Consider the following 16364-nt stretch of genomic DNA (forward strand, 5'->3'; position numbering starts at 1 on the left):
CCCTACGACTACCGGAACCTCAGCGCGGTGGGCCCCTGCACCTTCGAGCCACGGCGCTGCTTGGCCGGCATGGCGGCCAGCTTCTCGCGCAGCTCGACGGCGTAGGCGGCGAGCGCCTCCACCAGGTCGGGCACCGAGGCGTGCTGAGGCTGCACGTCGACCCGCAGGCCGAACTCCGTCGCGGTCTCCGCCGTCTTGGGCCCGATGACGGCGACAACGGTACGCGCGTGCGGCTTCCCGGCGATACCGACCAGGTTCCGGACCGTGGAGGACGAGGTGAAGAGCACCGCGTCGAACCCGCCCGACTTGATCGCGTCACGGATCTCGGCCGGCGGCGGGGCGGCCCGCACGGTCCGGTACGCGGTCACGTCGTCGACCTCCCAGCCCCGCTCGGTCAGCCCGGCGGCCAGGGTCTCGGTGGCGATGTCGGCGCGCGGCAGCAGCACCCGGCCGACCGGGTCGAGGATCTCGTCGTGCGGCGAGAACTCGGCCAGCAGGCCCTCCGAGGTCTGCTCGCCCGAGGGCACCAGCTCCGGCTGGATGCCGAACGCCCGGACCGCGTCCGCGGTGGCCTCGCCGATACAGGCGATCTTGACGCCGCCGAAGTGGCGGGCGTCGAGGCCGTGCTCGCCGAACTTCTCCCAGACGGCCCGTACCGCGTTGACCGAGGTGAAGATCACCCAGGCGTACCGGCCGTCGACCAGGCCCTTGATCGCCCGCTCCATCTGGGCCGGGGTACGCGGCGGCTCGACCGCGATGGTCGGCACCTCGCACGGGATCGCCCCGTACGCCCGCAGCCGGGCGCTCATCGCGCCGGCCTGCTCCTTGGTCCGGGGTACGAGCACTTTCCAGCCGTACAGCGGCCGGTTCTCCCACCAGCTCAGCTTGTCGCGTTCGGAGACGCCCGCACCGACGGTGAGCACGACCCGGCCGGTGAAGCCGAGCGCCGCCGCGACGAAGGAGTCCACGGTCGACGTGGTGGTGTACTGCGTCTCGCCGGTGCCGTCGCCGGTCACCCCGACACCCGTGGTGCCGTCCACCCCGGCGGCCAGCAGGCCGTCCCGGATCGCGGCCAGGTCGCCGGCGTCCACGGCCAGCGCCAGCGAGCCCCGGCCGACGGCCGCGGCGAGCGCCTCGAAGTCCAGCGCGGTGACGTCCTCGACGTCGGCGGCGGTCCGCACCCCCGGCAGCGGCACGCCCGCGTAGGTGGCCACCCCCTCGGCCTGGCCGACGCCCGGGACCACCTCGAAGTGCGCGGCGGTACGCGCCACCGCCTGCACCTCCTTGACCACCGAGTCGTGGCCGAACGGGTCACCGGCGACCAGGTGCACCGCGTTCAGCCCGGAGCGGGCCGCGGAGATCAGCACCTTCGCCACGTCCCCCGGTACGCCCTCGGCCGGGCTGAACTGGGTGTCGGGCTTGGCCTGTGCACGGACGTGGTCGAGCAGCGACTCGGGGATTCCCCGGTCGTACACCACCTGGTCGGCGTCGACCAGGGCGTCGTGCGCCCGGCGGGTCAGCAGGCCCGGGTCGCCGGGACCGGCCCCGACGAACGCGATACGGCCTACGGGCTTACGGGTGCGGGTCATTCTGTGCTCCCAAATTGCTGGGTCCCCGGGCCGGCGTGTCCTTCTTGGCCGAGGATCGAGTCGGCGCCGAGTTCGAGGAGTTCGGCGGCGAGTGCCTTACCGATCTCCGCCGCGTCGGCGGGCGTTCCGGTGCGGGACAGTCGGAGGTCGCGGGTACCGTCCGGGCTGATCACCGCCCCGCGCAGGTAGATCTCCTCACCGGTCTCACCCTCTGCGAGTTCGCCGTAGGCGGCGACGGGTGCGCTGCACCCGGCCTCCAGGGTGGCCAGCAGTGCCCGTTCCGCGATCACCGCGGCGCGGGACGGCGCGTGGTCGAGCACCGCGAGCAGCTCGACCAGGTCCTGATCGTCGATCCGGCACTCCACCGCCAGCGCACCCTGGGCGGGCGCGGGCAGCATCAGCATCGGATCGAGCGTCTCGGTGATCACGTCGGTCCGGCCGAGCCGGGCGAGCCCGGCCCGGGCCAGGACGACGGCGTCGAGGTCGGCGTCCGGGCCGAGTACCCGACCGAGCCGGGTGTCCACGTTGCCCCGGATCGGGCTGACCTCCAGCTGCATCCCGAGCGCGTGCAGCTGGGCGATGCGGCGCAGCGCGCCGGTGCCGACCCGGGCGCCGGGCGGCAGCTCGGCGAGCGTACGGCCGTCCCGGGCGACCAGCGCGTCACGCGGGTCCTGCCGGGGCGGCACCGCCGCGATGTGCAGGCCGGGGGCCTCCGCCGTGGGCAGGTCCTTGTACGAGTGCACGGCGAAGTCGATCGTGCCGGCGGTCAGCGCGTCCCGCAGCGCGGAGACGAAGACGCCGACGCCGAGCCGGTGCACCGGGGCCGAGGAGCGGTCCCCGGCGGTCACCACCTCGACCAGCTCGACCTCGCGACCGGTGGCCGCGGTGAGGGCCTCGGCCACGTGGCCCGACTGGGCCATCGCCAGGGCGCTGCCCCGGGTGCCGAGGCGCAGGGGGGCGGTCATCGCACACCTCCGGTGGGCGGGGTGGTGTCAGCCGGCATGATGATCTCTGCTTCCACCACGTCGGGCACGGTGCCGACCGGGGTGGTCTGCGGCACCTCCAGGTCGAACAGCTCGCGCAGCAGGGCCGCGTACTGGTCGCCGCCGGGTTCGGCGGCGAGCTGGCGGACCCGTACGGTCGGCTGGTGCAGCAGCCGCTGCACCACCCGGTGCACGGTGCGGGCCACCTCGGCGCGCTGGTCGTCGGTGAAGTCGGGGCGGCGCTGGGCGAGCCGGCGCAGTTCGGCGGTGACCACGTCGTCGGCCCGCCCGCGCAGGGCGGCCACGGTGGGCGCCACGTCGGCGCCGCGCAGCCAGCTGAGGAACGCCTCCACCTCGCCGGCGACGATCCGGGTCACCTCGGCGGCGTCGGCGGCGGCGGAGCCGTCGGCGAGGGTCGCGGCCATCCGGTCGATGTCGATCACCTCGACGCCGGGCAGCTCGGCGACCCCTTCTTCGACGTCGCGCGGGACGGCCAGGTCGAGCAGGACCAGCGGGCCCCGGTCGGCGTCCCGCCGGGCCAGCGCCCGGGTCACCACGTCGTGGGTGAGGACCGGTTCCGTGGCGGCGGTGGCGGCCACTACGATGTCCACTGTGGAGAGCGCGTCGACCAGTTCGGCCATCGGCACGGCGTTCGCGCCGTACGATTCGGCCAACCGGAGGGCCCGGTCCGCACCACGGTTGGTGACGGTGAGCGGCCCGGCGCCCAGCCGGGAGAGGGTGGCCACGCCGAGCGAGCCCATCGCGCCGGCGCCCACCACCATGGCGGGCCGGCCGGCCAGGTCGCCGTCGAGCAGGTCGGCGGCCAGGTCGAGGGCGGCGGTGACCACGCTCTGACCGGCCCGGTCGATGTTGGTCTCGGCGTGCGCGCGCTTGCCCACCCGCAGCGCCTGCTGCATCAGCTCGTGCAGCAGGCGGCCGGCGGAGTCGGCGCCGCTGGCCGAGTGGTAGGCGTAGCGGAGCTGGCCGAGGATCTGCGCCTCGCCGACCACCATCGAGTCCAGCCCGGCGGCGACCCGGAAGGCGTGGTCGACGGCGGCGGCGTCGTAGTGCACGTAGAGGTGGTTGGCGAGGGCCGCCGGCGGGCAGCCGGCCTGCTCGGCCAGGACCGCGCAGATGTCGCCGAGGCCACCGTGGAAGCCGGAGACGGCCGCGTAAACCTCCACCCGGTTGCAGGTGGAGACGAGCACGGCCTCGGCGACGTACGGCTGGGCGACCAGCCGGTCCAGGGTGCGGGTGAGGTCGGCGGGCGGGACGGCCAGCCGCTCCAGCGTGGCGACCGGGGCGGTGCGGTAGGACGCGCCGACGGCGAGCAGTTTCACGTGCCGATCGCCTCCTGGGTGTCGGTGGCCGCGAGCCCGCCGGGCAGAGCGGTGAGGGCGGACCCGCCGGTGGCGGGGAGCGCGGTCAGCGACGCCTTGCGGTGCTCGTGGAAGGACAGGATCTGCAGCTCGATCGCGAGATCGACCTTGCGCACGTCGACCCCCTCCGGAACCGAGAGTACGCAGGGAGCGAAGTTCAGGATGCTCGTCACGCCGACGGCGACGAGCTGGTCGGCCACCGCCTGGGCGGCCGGCGCCGGGGTGGCGATCACGCCGATCGAGATCGACTCCTCGGCCGCCACCCGGGGCAGCTCGTCGATGTGCCGGACGACCAGCCCGTTGATCTGCTCGCCGATCCGGGCGCGATCGGCATCAAAAAGGGCGGCGATCCGGAAGCCGCGGCTGGCGAAGCCGTCGTAGCCGGCCAGGGCGTGACCGAGGTTACCCACGCCGACCAGGGCGACCGACCGGCACTGGGTGAGCCCGAGCACCGACTCGATCTGGTCGATCAGCAGGGCCACGTCGTAGCCGACGCCCCGGGTCCCGTACGAGCCGAGGTGGGAGAGGTCCTTGCGGAGCTTCGCCGAGTTGACTCCGGCCGCGTTGGCCAGCGCCTCGCTGGAGACCGTCTCGTCGCCGGCGTCGGCGAGGGCGTGCAGGGCACGGAGGTATTCCGGGAGCCGCGCGACGGTCGCCTCGGGCAGGTCCGGGAGCGCCGGTACGGCACCGGCGCGGCCGGGCGCGCCAGGGTGACGGTGCTGACTCATGAGACTCCGTGCGGTGCGATCCTCGACCAGCGTCGGCGGCCGGTCGTTTCGGGACTCCCGCTGGCGACCGAGGTTGCCGGCTGTGCTAGCAGGGCGCGTCGGAACTACAGAGTAGGCGCTTGTGAAGAGGTGCACAAATCGCGATCTTGCTGGCCCGCGACGCGCCTTCACCTGCCCCTCCGTCCCACAAGATCGATAAACCGCGCGCCACCCGCGCCGTTCGGCATTATTGCTCAATCCAGACTTCTCTGACCAATCGCGCGCCGCCCGGTCGCGTCGTGTCACCGCGGACGGCGCGCCGGTCCGACCCGGGGTAGGGAGAACCCCACCCCGGAGAGGCCAGGCCACGGGATGGGCCGGACGCGCCGCGGCCCATAGCCTCGGAGCATGACCGCCACACCGCTGGCCACCGCGCCCGCTCCCACCACACCGGCACCCGGTCTCGGCCGCCAGCTCCTGCGCGACTCCGGCTACGTGCTGGCCGGCATGCCGCTGGCGGTGGTCAGCTTCGTGGTGGCTGTGACGGGAATCGCTCTCAGCGCCGCGCTACTGGTCACCACGCTCGGCCTGCCCGTCCTCGCCGGCACCGTGTACGCGGCCCGCCTGCTGGCCGATCTCGAACGGTTCCGGCTGCCCGGGGTGCTCCGCCAGCCCCGGGTCCGCCCCGCCTACCTGGCGCCCGAGCCCGGGTCGGGCTACTGGCGCCGGATCCTGGTGCCGCTGCGCGACTCGCAGTCCTGGCTCGACCTGCTGCACGCCTTCCTCAAGCTGCTGGTGACGGTGCCCACGTTCGCGGTGCTGCTGGTCTGGTGGGTGCTGGCCATCGGCGGCACCCTCTACTTCACCTACGACTGGGCGATCCCGCGCGGCCCGGGCGACCAGGACCTGAGCCAGCTCCTCGGGATGGGCGACGGCGCCGAGGCACGAATCGTCCTGAACACGGCGATCGGCCTGTTCTGCCTGCTCAGCCTGCCGCTGCTGGCCCGCGGCTGCGCCCGGCTCCAGGCCGGCCTGGCCCGTTCGCTGCTGACCGGGGTGGCCGAGATGCGCCAGCGGATCACCACGCTGGAGGAGCAGAAGCGGGCCGCCGCCTCCGCCGAGGCGTCCGCGCTGCGCCGGCTGGAGCGGGACATCCACGACGGCCCGCAGCAGCGCCTGGTCCGCCTCGCCATGGACCTCAGCCGGGCCCGCCAGCAGCTCGCCGCCGACCCGGAGGCGGCCCGGCGGACCCTGGACGAGGCGGTCACCCAGACCCGGGAGACGCTCGACGAACTGCGCGCCCTGTCCCGGGGGATCGCGCCGCCGATCCTGGTCGACCGGGGACTGCCCAGCGCCCTGGCCGCCCTCGCCGCCCGCGCCCTGGTCCCCACCGAGCTGCTGGTCGACGACGACCTGGGTACGCCCGAGGGACGACTGGACCCGGCGGTGGAGAGCACCGCGTACTTCGTGGTGGCCGAGGCGTTGACCAACGTCGCCAAACACAGCTCGGCCCGCGCCTGCCGGGTGCTGGTGGCCCGCCGGGTCGGCCGGCTGGACATCACCGTGTGGGACGACGGGGTGGGCGGCGCGCACGTCGCCAAGGGGCACGGGCTCAGCGGCATCGCCGACCGGGTACGCGCCGGCGGCGGCTCCCTGGAGGTGACCAGCCCGACCGGCGGTCCCACGGCGGTCCACGCCGAACTGCCCCGGTAAGCCGGCCGGCGCACCGGCTCCGGACGGCCGGCGCACCCGGCCGGGCCGGCCGGAAGGGCCGGGACGTGATAGACACCGGAGCCATGCGGGTGGTGATCGCGGACGACGCCGTACTGCTCCGGGAGGGGCTGGTCCGGCTGCTGACCGAGTCGGGACACGAGGTGGTGGCGGCCGTCGGGGACGGGAACGCCCTGGTCGAGGCGGTGGTGACGCACCGGCCGGACGTGTCGGTGGTGGACGTCCGGATGCCACCGTCGCACACCGACGAGGGGTTGCGCGCCGCCGTGGAGGCACGCCGGCGGGTGCCCCGTACGCCGGTCCTGGTGCTCTCCCAGTACGTCGAGGTGTCGTACGCGGACGACCTGCTCGCCACCACCGGCGGGGCCGGCGGCGGCGGGATCGGCTACCTGCTGAAGGACCGGGTGGCCGCGATCGACGAGTTCCTGGACGCGCTGGACCGGGTGGCCGCCGGCGGAACGGTGCTCGACCCGGAGGTGATCGGCCAGCTGCTGGTCCGGCGCCGGCGCGACGACCCGCTGGCCGGGCTGACCCCGCGCGAGCGGGAGGTACTGGCCCTGATGGCCGAGGGCCGTTCGAACACCGCGATCGCGCGAGCGCTCGTGGTCAGCGACGGCGCGGTCGAGAAGCACGTCCGCAACATCTTCACCAAGCTCGACCTCCCCGCCGACGCCACCACCCACCACCGCCGCGTCCTGGCCGTCCTCGCCCACCTCCGCGCCCCGGCCTAGCGAGTCGATCAAGAAGTTTGCGTCTGGCCCACGCGAATCCCCGACACAAGCTTCTTGATCAGCAAGGGCGACGGGTCAGGGGAGGGCGCGGGCCAGGGTGACCGCGTCGGTGAGGGTGTCGGCGACGGGGTGGCCGCTGGCGCGGAGGCGGGCCGGGTCGGAGAGGCCACCGGTGTAGAGGACGCAGGGGGCGCCGACCGACCCGGCGGCGTCGGCGTCGTCCAGCGAGTCGCCGATCAGCACCACCTCGTGGCCGCCGAGTCCCAGCTCGGCCAGGTGCTTGGCCAGCCATTCGGCCTTGTGCCCGCCGCCCACCACGGCCCGCAGCCCGTCCACCCGGGTGAAGTGCGGGGTCAGCCCGTACGTGCGGACCGTCGGGACCAGCTCGTCGTGGAACCACATGGACAGCAGCGACTGGCTGCCCGGCCAGGCGGCGATCGCGGCGGTCGCGTCGGCCGCGAGGGCGCAGCTGGTCAGCCCGGCCCGGTACGCGTCGTGGAAGATCCGGTCGAGCCGGCCGAACGCCTCCTCGTCGATCGCCCGGCCGAGCATCTCGGCGTAGTAGGCGGCGATCGGCCGACGGAACCGCACCCGGTGCTCGTCGGCGCTGACCACCGGGCCGCCGGCGGTGGCGAAGGCCGCGTTGGTGGCCCGGACCACCAGGTCGAGGTCGTCGAGCAGGGTGCCGTTCCAGTCCCACACCAGGTGGCGCCGCGCAGTGGTCATCGCTGCACTGTAAGGGCCGTTCAGAGCTGCGGGGTGGTCAGGTCCCGCAGCAGCCGCTGCTCCTCCACCCGCCAGTAGCCGTGTTCCTTGCCGTCGAGCAGGACGACCGGCAGCCGGTCGCCGTACTCGCGTTCCAGCCCGATGTCCTCGGTGACGTCCTTCTCGATCCAGCGGTCGCCGGTGACCGCCACCACCCGGTCGAGCGCCGCCTTCGCGTCCTCGCACAGGTGGCAGCCGGGTCGGGTGATCAGGATGAGCCGGGGGTCACTGGACATCGGGTACCTCCGTGCGGATCTGGGTCGGCGGCGCCGGGGACACCGCCGGGCGGAGCTCGGTCTTGCGTACCTTGCCGATCGCCGAGTACGGCAGGCTGTCGACGAACTCGACGGCGGTCGGGCACTTGAACCGGGCCAGGTTACGCGCACAGTGCCCGAGCAGCTCCTCCGCCGTCACCGGCGGGCCGGCCGCCCGCACCACGTACGCCCGCACAGTCTCGCCGGTCCGCGGGTGCGGCACCCCGAGGACGGCGGACTCGGCCACTCCCGGATGCGCCTGGAGCACCAGCTCCACCTCGTGCGGATAGACGTTGAAGCCGTTGACCAGGATCAGCTCGCCGAGCCGGTCGACCAGGAAGAGGTCGCCGTCCTCGTCGGCGTACGCCACGTCGCCGGTGGCCCACCAGCCGTCCGCGTCCGGCCCGCCCCGCCCGTCCGGCCAGTAGCCGGCGAACAGGTTGGCGCCCCGCACCACGATCTGCCCCGGGTCGGTGCCCGACGCCTCGTCGGCGAGATCCAGCTCGTCGGCCTCCTCCTCGGCCACGGGCGCGCCGTCGCGCCACAGCTCCGTGCCGTCCGAGCCGACCAGGCGCAGCTCGACGCCGGGCAGCGGGCGGCCGATCGAGCCCGGCCTGGGCTCGCCGCCGACCAGGGTGGAGGTGAGCACCGGGGCGGTCTCGGTGAGCCCGTACCCGACGTGCACCGGACGCCCGGTGACCTCGGTGAAGCGCGCCGCGACCGCCGGCGGCAGCGGCGCCGCCCCGCACACCGCCACCCGTACCGAGGCCAGCGCCGCCGGGCCGGCACCGCCCGCCTCGGCCCAGCTCAGGAACATCGACGGTACGCCGACCAGCACGCTGACCCGGTGCCGGGCGACCTCGGCGAGCGCCCCGGTCGGACCCGGCTCGTCGACGAGCACCCCGGTCGCGCCGTGGTGCACCACGGCGCCCAGCCCGGCGTTCAGGCCGTACGCGTGGAACAGCGGCAGGGCGAGCAGCACGATGTCGGCGGGGCCGACCACCGGCGGGTCGATCCGGTCGACCTGCTCGTGGTTGGCGGCCAGCGCGCGGTGCGACAGCATGGCGCCCTTGGGCCGCCCCTCGGTGCCGGAGGTGTAGAGCAGAACGGCGAGGTCGTCCCCGCCCCGGGCGGGGAAACCGGCCGGGGCGTCACCATCGGTGACCGGCGGGGCGGTGTGTACGGCGGTCAGCGCGGGCAGCTCGCCGGCCGCGACGCGCTCGACCACCTCCGCCGCGCCGACCAGCACGGCGGCCCCGGAGTCGGCGAGCACGTGCCGCAGCTCACGGGCGGTGAGGCCGGGGTTGACCGGCACCGCCACCAGTCCGGCGCGCAGCGCCGCGAGGTAGGTGACCACGAAGTCCGGGGTGTTGCCGAAGGCGATCGCGACCCGGGGCGGGTGGGCGTCCCCGGCGGACGGTGGTGCCGCGACGGAGAGCGCGCGGGCGGTCGCGGTGACCGCCGAGTCCAGTTCGGACCAGGTCAGGGTCCGATCGCGCCAGTGCAGCGCGGCGCGGTCCCCGTGGGCGGTGGCCGCCCGGCGGAGCCGGTCGGCGAGGTTCGGCGCGGAGCGGTCGGCGGCGTCCTGCACGATGGCTGAGTCTGGCACAACCGGGGTCGACCGGCCACGCCCCGAACCGCACCGGCCGGTCGCCGCGACACGCCGAAGGCGCTGCGAGAATCGCTCCGATCAGGAGTTTCCGCTCGGGATCCCACTCCGACGCGAAAGTCAACCGCACACGACGGACAACCGGTCCGCCATGGGTGCGACGGGACGGGAAATACTTCCGCTCTGTGTAACGGACTTGCCACGCGTGGGTGACGTTGGCCCCTATCATCACTCGGGTCGGCTCACCCCATTTGCCGTGAGTCGACACCCCTCAGCCCGAGGAGGCCCCCGTGCCCGTGAGCGCATTGGACCAGCACCTCAAGGGGATCTGCCGCCCGCCGGCACGTCCCGGAAGTGCCCTGCCCGGCCGGGGCTTACGCGGCCCCGCCGCGACGCCGCGACGGTCGTGCCCCGCGTGGATCGGGGAGGCGCGGTGACCACGTTCGGTTACGCGGAACGGCCGGCCGGGGTGACCGGCCCGACCCAGCGGACGCCGGTCAACGAGCGACTGGAGCCGCGCACCTCCACCGAGGAGATGCGGAGCCTCGCCGTACGGGGTGACGGGACGGCGCGACGGGTCCGCAACCGTACGCACCACAATGAGGCGCCGCCGCGTCCGGTGGTGCCGGGCGGCAACGCGAAGCCCGCCAGCAGCCGGCTCAACGCCCCGACCCGGCCGGCGATGCCGGCGCAGGGCCGGCGGGTGGCCGACGGCCCGACGAACGCCGACCCGTCGGCCGGCGAGACCGCCGTGCTGCCGGCGGTGCCGGCCGCCGACACCGCGATCCTGCCGGTGGTGCCCGCCGCCGCGACGCCGTCCACCGGCTACCCGAGCCGCCCCGATCCGTCCGACCCGGCGACCGAGGTGTGGGCGCTGGTCGAGCGGGCGCAGGCCGGCGAGGCCGAGGCGTTCGGCCTGATCTACGACCGGTACGTCGACACGGTCTTCCGCTTCGTCTACTTCCGGGTCGGCAACCGCCAGCTCGCCGAGGATCTCACCTCGGACACCTTCCTCCGGGCGCTCAAGCGGATCGGCAGCTTCACCTGGCAGGGGCGGGACCTGGGGGCCTGGCTGGTCACCATCGCCCGCAACCTGGTCGCCGACCACTTCAAGTCGGGGCGGTACCGGCTGGAGGTCACCACCGGCGACGTGCTCGACGCCGATCGGGAGGACAGGGGGCCGGAGGGCAGCCCGGAGGCGGCGGTGGTCGAGCACATCACCAACGTCGCGCTGCTCACGGCGGTCAAGCAGCTCAACCCGGAGCAGCAGGAGTGCATCGTGCTCCGCTTCCTCCAGGGCTTCTCGGTCGCCGAGACGGCCCGCGCGATGGGCAAGAACGAGGGCGCCATCAAGGCGTTGCAGTACCGGGCGGTCCGGGCGCTGGCCCGGTTGCTGCCCGACGGTTTCCAGCCCTGATCCCACTCCCCTTCGGCATCCGCCCGTCGACCGCCGGGTGTGGATCTCGCGCGCCCCTCCACACCAGTGACGACGGTCACTCTTTGTGATTCGCGGCCGCCGGCCCCGTAACCGCCGACCGGCGCGGTCCGTTTCTCCGGGTGCGACCAGTGGTTGTCCCGGCGTCCCCCGGGCCACCCGGTCCGGCGGGCACGGTCGATCGTTCCGGTCGGCCGTCGGCGTCACGCTGCCACCGGTCGCTGGTGACGACGACGGCCGAGGAGGCCGTGACCAGCGAGAGGGGGTGCCTGCGGTGGACAGTGACCTCTTCTCCCGTCGGCGTGCCGAGCGCTTCGCACAGCTCCTCGACGAGGCTAACGGCGGCCGGCGGCACCATGTCCGTTCCAAGGCCGACGACGAACTCGCCGCGCTCGTCGCGGTGGGCCAGCGACTCGCCGCCGACCGGCCGACCGTCGAGGTCGACGCGGAATTCCGCACCGGGCTGCGCGCGATGCTGGTCGCCACCGCCGAGCGGGAGGGCGTCGGAGCCCCGGCGCAGGCGGGGGCCGCCTCGACGGGCACCGGCGTACGCGGTTCGTTGCTGCCGGCCGTGACCGGCCGGCGGGTCCGCGCCCGGGGTGCGATCCTGGTCGGGGTGGCCGCCGGCGCGATCGCCCTCTCCGGCATCTCCGCCGCCAGCGAGAACGCGCTGCCCGGCGACGCCCTCTACGGCATGAAGCGCTCCACCGAACGGGCCCAGCTCGCCCTGGCCAGCTCGGACCTGAGTCGCGGTCAGCTCTTCCTGGACTTCGCCCGGACCCGACTCGACGAGGCGGCCACGGTCCGTGGCGACCGGGTCGGGTTCAGCGCCGTGCTGGACGACATGGACGCCGACACCCGGCAGGGCGTACGCCTGCTGACCACGGTGGCCGTGCAGCGCGCCGACGAGACGGGCCTGAACGCGATCGACGCGTTCCTCACCGGCCAGCGGCGCGCGGTCAGCGGGCTGCTCGACCGGGTGGACCACGTCGAGCGGGACCGTACGCACCGGTCGCTGGACCTGCTCGACAGCGTCGGCAGGCGCGCCGACGGGCTCCGGGCCGCGATCGCCTGCGGGCTGCCGGCACCGGTGGCCAGCGACGCGCTCGGCCCGACTCCGGGCACCTGCCCCGCCGACCGCTGACCGTCCGCCGGGTCCGGTCGGCGTGGGAGCCGGCCGTCCACGCCACACTGCCCACTGCGGCCATCCGCCCGCCACACCCGCCCGGATAGGCTCGACAGGCGGGGAGGTCGAGGGGAGGGGGTTGCCATGGCCCGGAGCCGGAAGGTGACGGTCAGCACCGACGCCCACGGCCGCACCGTCGCCTGGTCCGAGAGCCCTGGGGCGGCCCCGGAGGTCCCGACGCCCGCCCCCTCCACCGCCGCTGCCTTCTTCGACGTGGACAACACGATGATGCAGGGCGCCTCGATCTACTGGTTCGCCCGCGGGCTGGCGGCGCGGAAATACTTCACGACCGGTGACCTGGCCCGGTTCGCCTGGCAGCAGGCGAGGTTCCGGCTCTTCGCCACCGAACGCGCCGGGGACATGTCGCAGGCCAAGGAGGCTGCGCTCGCCTTCATCCACGGCTGGCGGGTCGACGACGTGGAACGGCTCGCCGAGGAGATCTTCGACGAGCTGATGGCACCCCGGATCTGGGCGGGCACCCGACGGCTGGCACAGCGGCACCTGGACGCGGGTGAGCGGGTGTGGCTCGTCAGCGCCGCCCCGGTCGAGATCGGCCGGGTCATCGCGGCCCGGCTCGGGCTGACCGGGGCGATCGGCACCGTGGCCGAGGTGGTCGACGGGACGTACACCGGCCGGCTGGTCGGCGACCTCATGCACGGGCCGGCCAAGGCCGAGGCGGTGACCCGGCTCGCCGCGGTCGAGGGGCTGGACCTGGACCGCTGCGCGGCCTACAGCGACTCCGCCAACGACCTGCCGATGCTCTCGGTCGTGGGTCACCCGGTGGCGATCAATCCCGATCCGGAGCTGCTGCGGCAGGCCCGCCGGCGTGGCTGGGACGTCCGCGACTTCCGCACCGGACGCCGGGCGTTCAAGATCGCGGTACCGTCGACGGCCGCCGCCGGGCTGCTCGCCGGCGCGGTCACCGCCGGCCTGGCGCTGCACCGCCGTCGCCACCGCGCCGACTGAACCCGCCCCCGCGCCCGACCGCAGGCCGACAACTTCGGGGAAACTGCCGCTTCCCGCTCCCCGGCAGGCAGCGGCCCCGGCGAAGTTGCGCGGATCTTGAGATGCCCGGCCAGGTCAGGGACCGAACGGGTCGGGGCGGCGTTCGAGCAGCTGGTGAAGGGTCTGCTGGATGGTCTCCCGCACCTGGTCGGCGAGGTTGAACACGACCAGCGGGTCGTCCGCCGAGTCACGCAGGTGCGCGGTGGGGATCGGTGGACAGAACTCGATCAGCCACTTGCTCGGCAGCGGCAGCATGCCCAGCGGCCCCAACCAGGGGAACGTCGGTGTGATCGGGAAGTAGGGCAGCTTGAGCAGCCGGGCGAGCGGCTTGATGTCGGCGAGAATCGGATAGATCTCCTCGCCCCCGACGATCGCCACCGGCACGATCGGCGTGCCCGTACGCAGCGCCGCCGAGACGAATCCACCCCGGCCGAACCGCTGGAGCTTGTAGCGGTCGGCGTAGAGCTTGCCGACCCCCTTGAACCCCTCCGGGAAGACGCCGACCAGCTCGCCGTTGCCGAGCAGCCGCTCCGCGTCCGGGTTGCAGGCCACCGTCCCGCCGGTCTTGCGGGCGATCTCGGAGACCACCGGCATCCGGAAGACCAGGTCGGCGCCGAGCAGCCGCAGGTAGCGGTGTGCCGGGTGCCGGTCGTGCAGCGCGGTGGCCAGCACCAGCGCGTCCAGTGCCACCGTGCCGGCGTGGTTGCCGACCACCAGGCCGGCCCCGGACTCCGGCACGTGCTCCACGCCGCTGACCTCGGTGCGGAACCAGTCCCGGTAGAGCAGCCGGACCAGCGGGTGGAAGACCGCGTCGGTCAGCTCCGGATCGAAGCCGAACTCGTCCACCTCGTAGTCGCCGGAGAGCCGCCGCCGCAGGAAGGCGAGACCCTTGGCGACCTTGTGGTCCCAGTGGTCGCCGGGCTGGTCCGCCACCGCCGGTCCGGGCGGCGCGACCGGGGCGCCGGCCCGCGGCTCGGCCTCCGCCACCGCCGCCGGCTCGTCGGTGGAGGTGTCCGGCTCGTCGGTCGGTGTCGGCTCGGCGGCGGCCGCCGTCGCGCGCCGGTGCCCGTTGCGCCGCGCCGGGTCCGCGTCCGGCCCGCGCACGGTCAGCGGTACGTCGTAGCGGGCCTCGCCCCGCTCCTCGGCCCCGCTCACGGCCGTTCCCGAACGGCGGCCCGGGCCTGCCGGATGCCTTCCAGCACCAACTGCTCGGCCGCGGCGAGCTGGTCCCGGGTGACCACCACACCGCCGTGGTGCGCCCGGATGAAGTCCTCGAAGGCGGCGGCGGTCGAGCGGGGCGTGAAGCCGAACTCGCGTTCCAGTCTCGTGGTGTCCACCACCCGGCCGTGCACGAAAAGGTCGACCTGGTCCAGCCCGTACCGGCCGAAGCCCAGGGTGCGGGCGATCGCGGCGGCCCCGGACATGCCCGGTTCCAGCACCGGCACGGCCACCCGGCCCGCCCGGCGGATCGCCTGCGACAGGGAGAGCACCCCCGGCCCGGCGACGTTGTACGTCCCCGGATGGTCCTCGGCGACCGCGCGGTGCAGCACCTCCAGGGCGTCGTCGAAGTGGACGAACTGGAGCCGGGGATCCCGGCCGAAGACGGTGGGCACCACCGGCTGGGAGAAGTAGCGGGTGAGCGTGGTGTCGGCGGTGGAGCCGATGAACGGCGCGAAGCGCAGCACGGTCCCGGTGACGTCGGGGCGGCGGCGGCGGAACCCGCGGACGTACCCCTCGATGTCGAGGATGTCGCGGCCGAATCCGCCGCGCGGCACCTCGCGCGGTTCGGTCTCCTCGGTGAAGACGGCGGGGTCGCGGAACGACACCCCGTACGCGGCGGTCGAGGAGCGGACCACCAGCTTGCGCAGCCGGGGCGCCCGCTGGCAGGCGGCGAGCAGCTGCATGGTGCCGATGACGTTCTGTTCCTTCATCGCGGCCCGGCCGCCGTGCTGCGGATCGGGCGCGCTGACCAGCGCAAGATGCACCACCGCGTCGACGTCGAGGTCGATGAGCAGGGCACTGAGCGAGTCGAGGTCGAGGCGGATCCGTTCGACGCCGTCGAGCAGGTCGGTGAGCTCGGCGGCGGGGGGCGCCGGGTCGACCCCGATGACGCGCTCGATGCGCGGGTCGGCGGCGAGCCGGGCGGCGACGTGCGCGGCGAGGTAGCGCCCGACCCCGGTCACGACGACGACCCCCGGAGCACCGGGGGTGCCACCGGGGGTCATGTCGCGCGCCTTGCCCGGCAGGCGGGATCGAGCCGGGACGTCCACGGCCTGATCACCTGAGCCTCCGACGGTCGACTGTTGGCAGGTGTTGCCGGGTGCCGGGCCGGAGCCCGGCCCCGGTCACTTGCCGAGACGGCGACGCTGGACGCGGGTCTTGCGCAGCAGCTTGCGGTGCTTCTTCTTAGCCATGCGCTTGCGGCGCTTCTTGACCACCGAGCCCATACGACAGCCTTTCGATGCAACGTGCGGGGCGGACCGGGCGACACCACCGCGGGTGGCATCGGTGACCGCTTGCGGACAACGGATCGGACCAGCGTGGTGGGCAGGGCGCACCGGCGTGCGGTCACGATCGGGGTCCAGGGTAGCCGGAGCGCGTCAGCAGGACCAACGCGCCCCCGTCGATGCCCGTTACGTCGCACTCGACGGCCTGGCCGGCGGTGCGTCAGGCCGTCTCCTGAAACGCACCCCGAAGGTACTCGTGCACGGCGTGCTCGGGCACCCGGAACGATCGGCCGACCCGTACCGCGGTCAGCTCACCGCTGTGCACGAGGCGATAGACCGTCATCTTGGACACCCGCATGACCGTCGCCACCTCGGCGACGGTCAGGAACCTGACATCCGACAGTCGAGCGTCGGACTGCGACCCGGCCATGGCTCACCGACCCATTCCCATGCCCGGCGCGTGCCGCCGGGCGGCTTGCTCCCGCCACGACGAGCGACGCGCGTGTTACCAGTACGGTAGCGGGACGGCTGTGACCGGCGCGA

General features: G+C 74.1%; 16 protein-coding genes. 5 read left to right on the forward strand and 11 right to left on the reverse strand.

The window, feature by feature from the left end; translation table 11 throughout:
- Positions 1-8 precede the first annotated feature (8 nt).
- The 4 genes from GA0070621_RS20955 to GA0070621_RS20970 are packed head-to-tail and all read right to left on the reverse strand — an operon-like array spanning position 9 to position 4679.
- On the reverse strand, positions 9-1589 hold the full coding sequence (locus GA0070621_RS20955) for a bifunctional uroporphyrinogen-III C-methyltransferase/uroporphyrinogen-III synthase (RefSeq protein WP_091198553.1): 1581 nt from the start codon (positions 1587-1589) through the stop codon (positions 9-11).
- Positions 1586-2554, reverse strand: a complete 969-nt coding sequence (gene hemC / locus GA0070621_RS20960; RefSeq protein WP_091198555.1) for a hydroxymethylbilane synthase — start codon at positions 2552-2554, stop codon at positions 1586-1588. The genes GA0070621_RS20955 and hemC overlap by 4 nt, the downstream gene beginning before the upstream one ends.
- Positions 2551-3912 (reverse strand): glutamyl-tRNA reductase, encoded by a 1362-nt coding sequence (locus GA0070621_RS20965; protein ID WP_091198557.1) that lies wholly within the window; start codon positions 3910-3912, stop codon positions 2551-2553. Before GA0070621_RS20965 ends, hemC begins: the two co-directional genes overlap by 4 nt.
- The gene (locus GA0070621_RS20970; RefSeq protein ID WP_091198559.1) at positions 3909-4679 is read right to left on the reverse strand and encodes a redox-sensing transcriptional repressor Rex; all 771 of its coding nucleotides are present in this window, start codon (positions 4677-4679) and stop codon (positions 3909-3911) included. Before GA0070621_RS20970 ends, GA0070621_RS20965 begins: the two co-directional genes overlap by 4 nt.
- A 387-nt stretch (positions 4680-5066) precedes the next feature.
- On the opposite strand from GA0070621_RS20970, the gene GA0070621_RS20975 reads away from it, so the two are divergent.
- Positions 5067-6371 (forward strand): sensor histidine kinase, encoded by a 1305-nt coding sequence (locus tag GA0070621_RS20975; protein WP_091198561.1) that lies wholly within the window; start codon positions 5067-5069, stop codon positions 6369-6371.
- Between the two features lie 83 nt (positions 6372-6454).
- A complete protein-coding gene (locus GA0070621_RS20980) occupies positions 6455-7120 on the forward strand; it encodes a response regulator transcription factor (protein ID WP_091198563.1) in 666 nt (221 codons plus the stop codon).
- A gap of 75 nt (positions 7121-7195) precedes the next feature.
- Here GA0070621_RS20980 and GA0070621_RS20985 read toward each other — a convergent pair whose 3' ends face one another.
- The 3 genes from GA0070621_RS20985 to GA0070621_RS20995 are packed head-to-tail and all read right to left on the reverse strand — an operon-like array spanning position 7196 to position 9730.
- Positions 7196-7846: an HAD family hydrolase gene (locus GA0070621_RS20985; protein ID WP_091198565.1), complete on the reverse strand. Its 651-nt coding sequence runs from the start codon at positions 7844-7846 to the stop codon at positions 7196-7198.
- Positions 7847-7866: 20 nt separating this feature from the next.
- Entirely contained in the window at positions 7867-8121 is a 255-nt protein-coding gene (locus GA0070621_RS20990; protein WP_091198568.1) for a glutaredoxin family protein, read from the reverse strand.
- Positions 8111-9730, reverse strand: coding sequence for an AMP-binding protein (locus GA0070621_RS20995; protein ID WP_167667113.1), 1620 nt, complete (start codon positions 9728-9730; stop codon positions 8111-8113). The genes GA0070621_RS20990 and GA0070621_RS20995 overlap by 11 nt, the downstream gene beginning before the upstream one ends.
- 451 nt (positions 9731-10181) lie before the next feature.
- Here GA0070621_RS20995 and GA0070621_RS21000 point away from each other — a divergent pair, with 451 nt between their 5' ends.
- From GA0070621_RS21000 to GA0070621_RS21010, 3 genes are all read left to right on the forward strand, one after another.
- Complete coding sequence (locus GA0070621_RS21000; RefSeq protein ID WP_091198572.1) at positions 10182-11165, forward strand: ECF subfamily RNA polymerase sigma factor, BldN family; 984 nt, start codon at positions 10182-10184, stop codon at positions 11163-11165.
- 292 nt (positions 11166-11457) lie between these two features.
- Positions 11458-12327 carry a DUF5667 domain-containing protein gene (locus tag GA0070621_RS21005; protein ID WP_091198574.1) on the forward strand — a complete coding sequence of 290 codons (870 nt, stop codon included), beginning with the start codon at positions 11458-11460 and terminating at the stop codon, positions 12325-12327.
- 126 nt (positions 12328-12453) lie between these two features.
- Entirely contained in the window at positions 12454-13335 is an 882-nt protein-coding gene (locus GA0070621_RS21010) for an HAD family hydrolase (RefSeq protein ID WP_091198576.1), read from the forward strand.
- Positions 13336-13449: 114 nt separating this feature from the next.
- Here GA0070621_RS21010 and GA0070621_RS21015 read toward each other — a convergent pair whose 3' ends face one another.
- The 4 genes from GA0070621_RS21015 to GA0070621_RS21030 all read right to left on the reverse strand — a co-directional run bounded on the left by GA0070621_RS21015 (position 13450) and on the right by GA0070621_RS21030 (position 16251).
- Positions 13450-14361 carry a lysophospholipid acyltransferase family protein gene (locus tag GA0070621_RS21015; protein ID WP_091202679.1) on the reverse strand — a complete coding sequence of 304 codons (912 nt, stop codon included), beginning with the start codon at positions 14359-14361 and terminating at the stop codon, positions 13450-13452.
- Positions 14362-14525: 164 nt separating this feature from the next.
- Complete coding sequence (locus GA0070621_RS21020; protein WP_091198578.1) at positions 14526-15599, reverse strand: NAD-dependent epimerase/dehydratase family protein; 1074 nt, start codon at positions 15597-15599, stop codon at positions 14526-14528.
- A gap of 120 nt (positions 15600-15719) precedes the next feature.
- Complete coding sequence (locus GA0070621_RS21025; RefSeq protein WP_007465623.1) at positions 15720-15821, reverse strand: 30S ribosomal protein bS22; 102 nt, start codon at positions 15819-15821, stop codon at positions 15720-15722.
- 220 nt (positions 15822-16041) lie between these two features.
- Positions 16042-16251, reverse strand: coding sequence for a helix-turn-helix domain-containing protein (locus GA0070621_RS21030; protein WP_046564428.1), 210 nt, complete (start codon positions 16249-16251; stop codon positions 16042-16044).
- Positions 16252-16364 lie beyond the last annotated feature (113 nt).

It is taken from the genome of Micromonospora narathiwatensis, from assembly GCF_900089605.1.
GTDB classification, from domain to species: domain Bacteria; phylum Actinomycetota; class Actinomycetes; order Mycobacteriales; family Micromonosporaceae; genus Micromonospora; species Micromonospora narathiwatensis.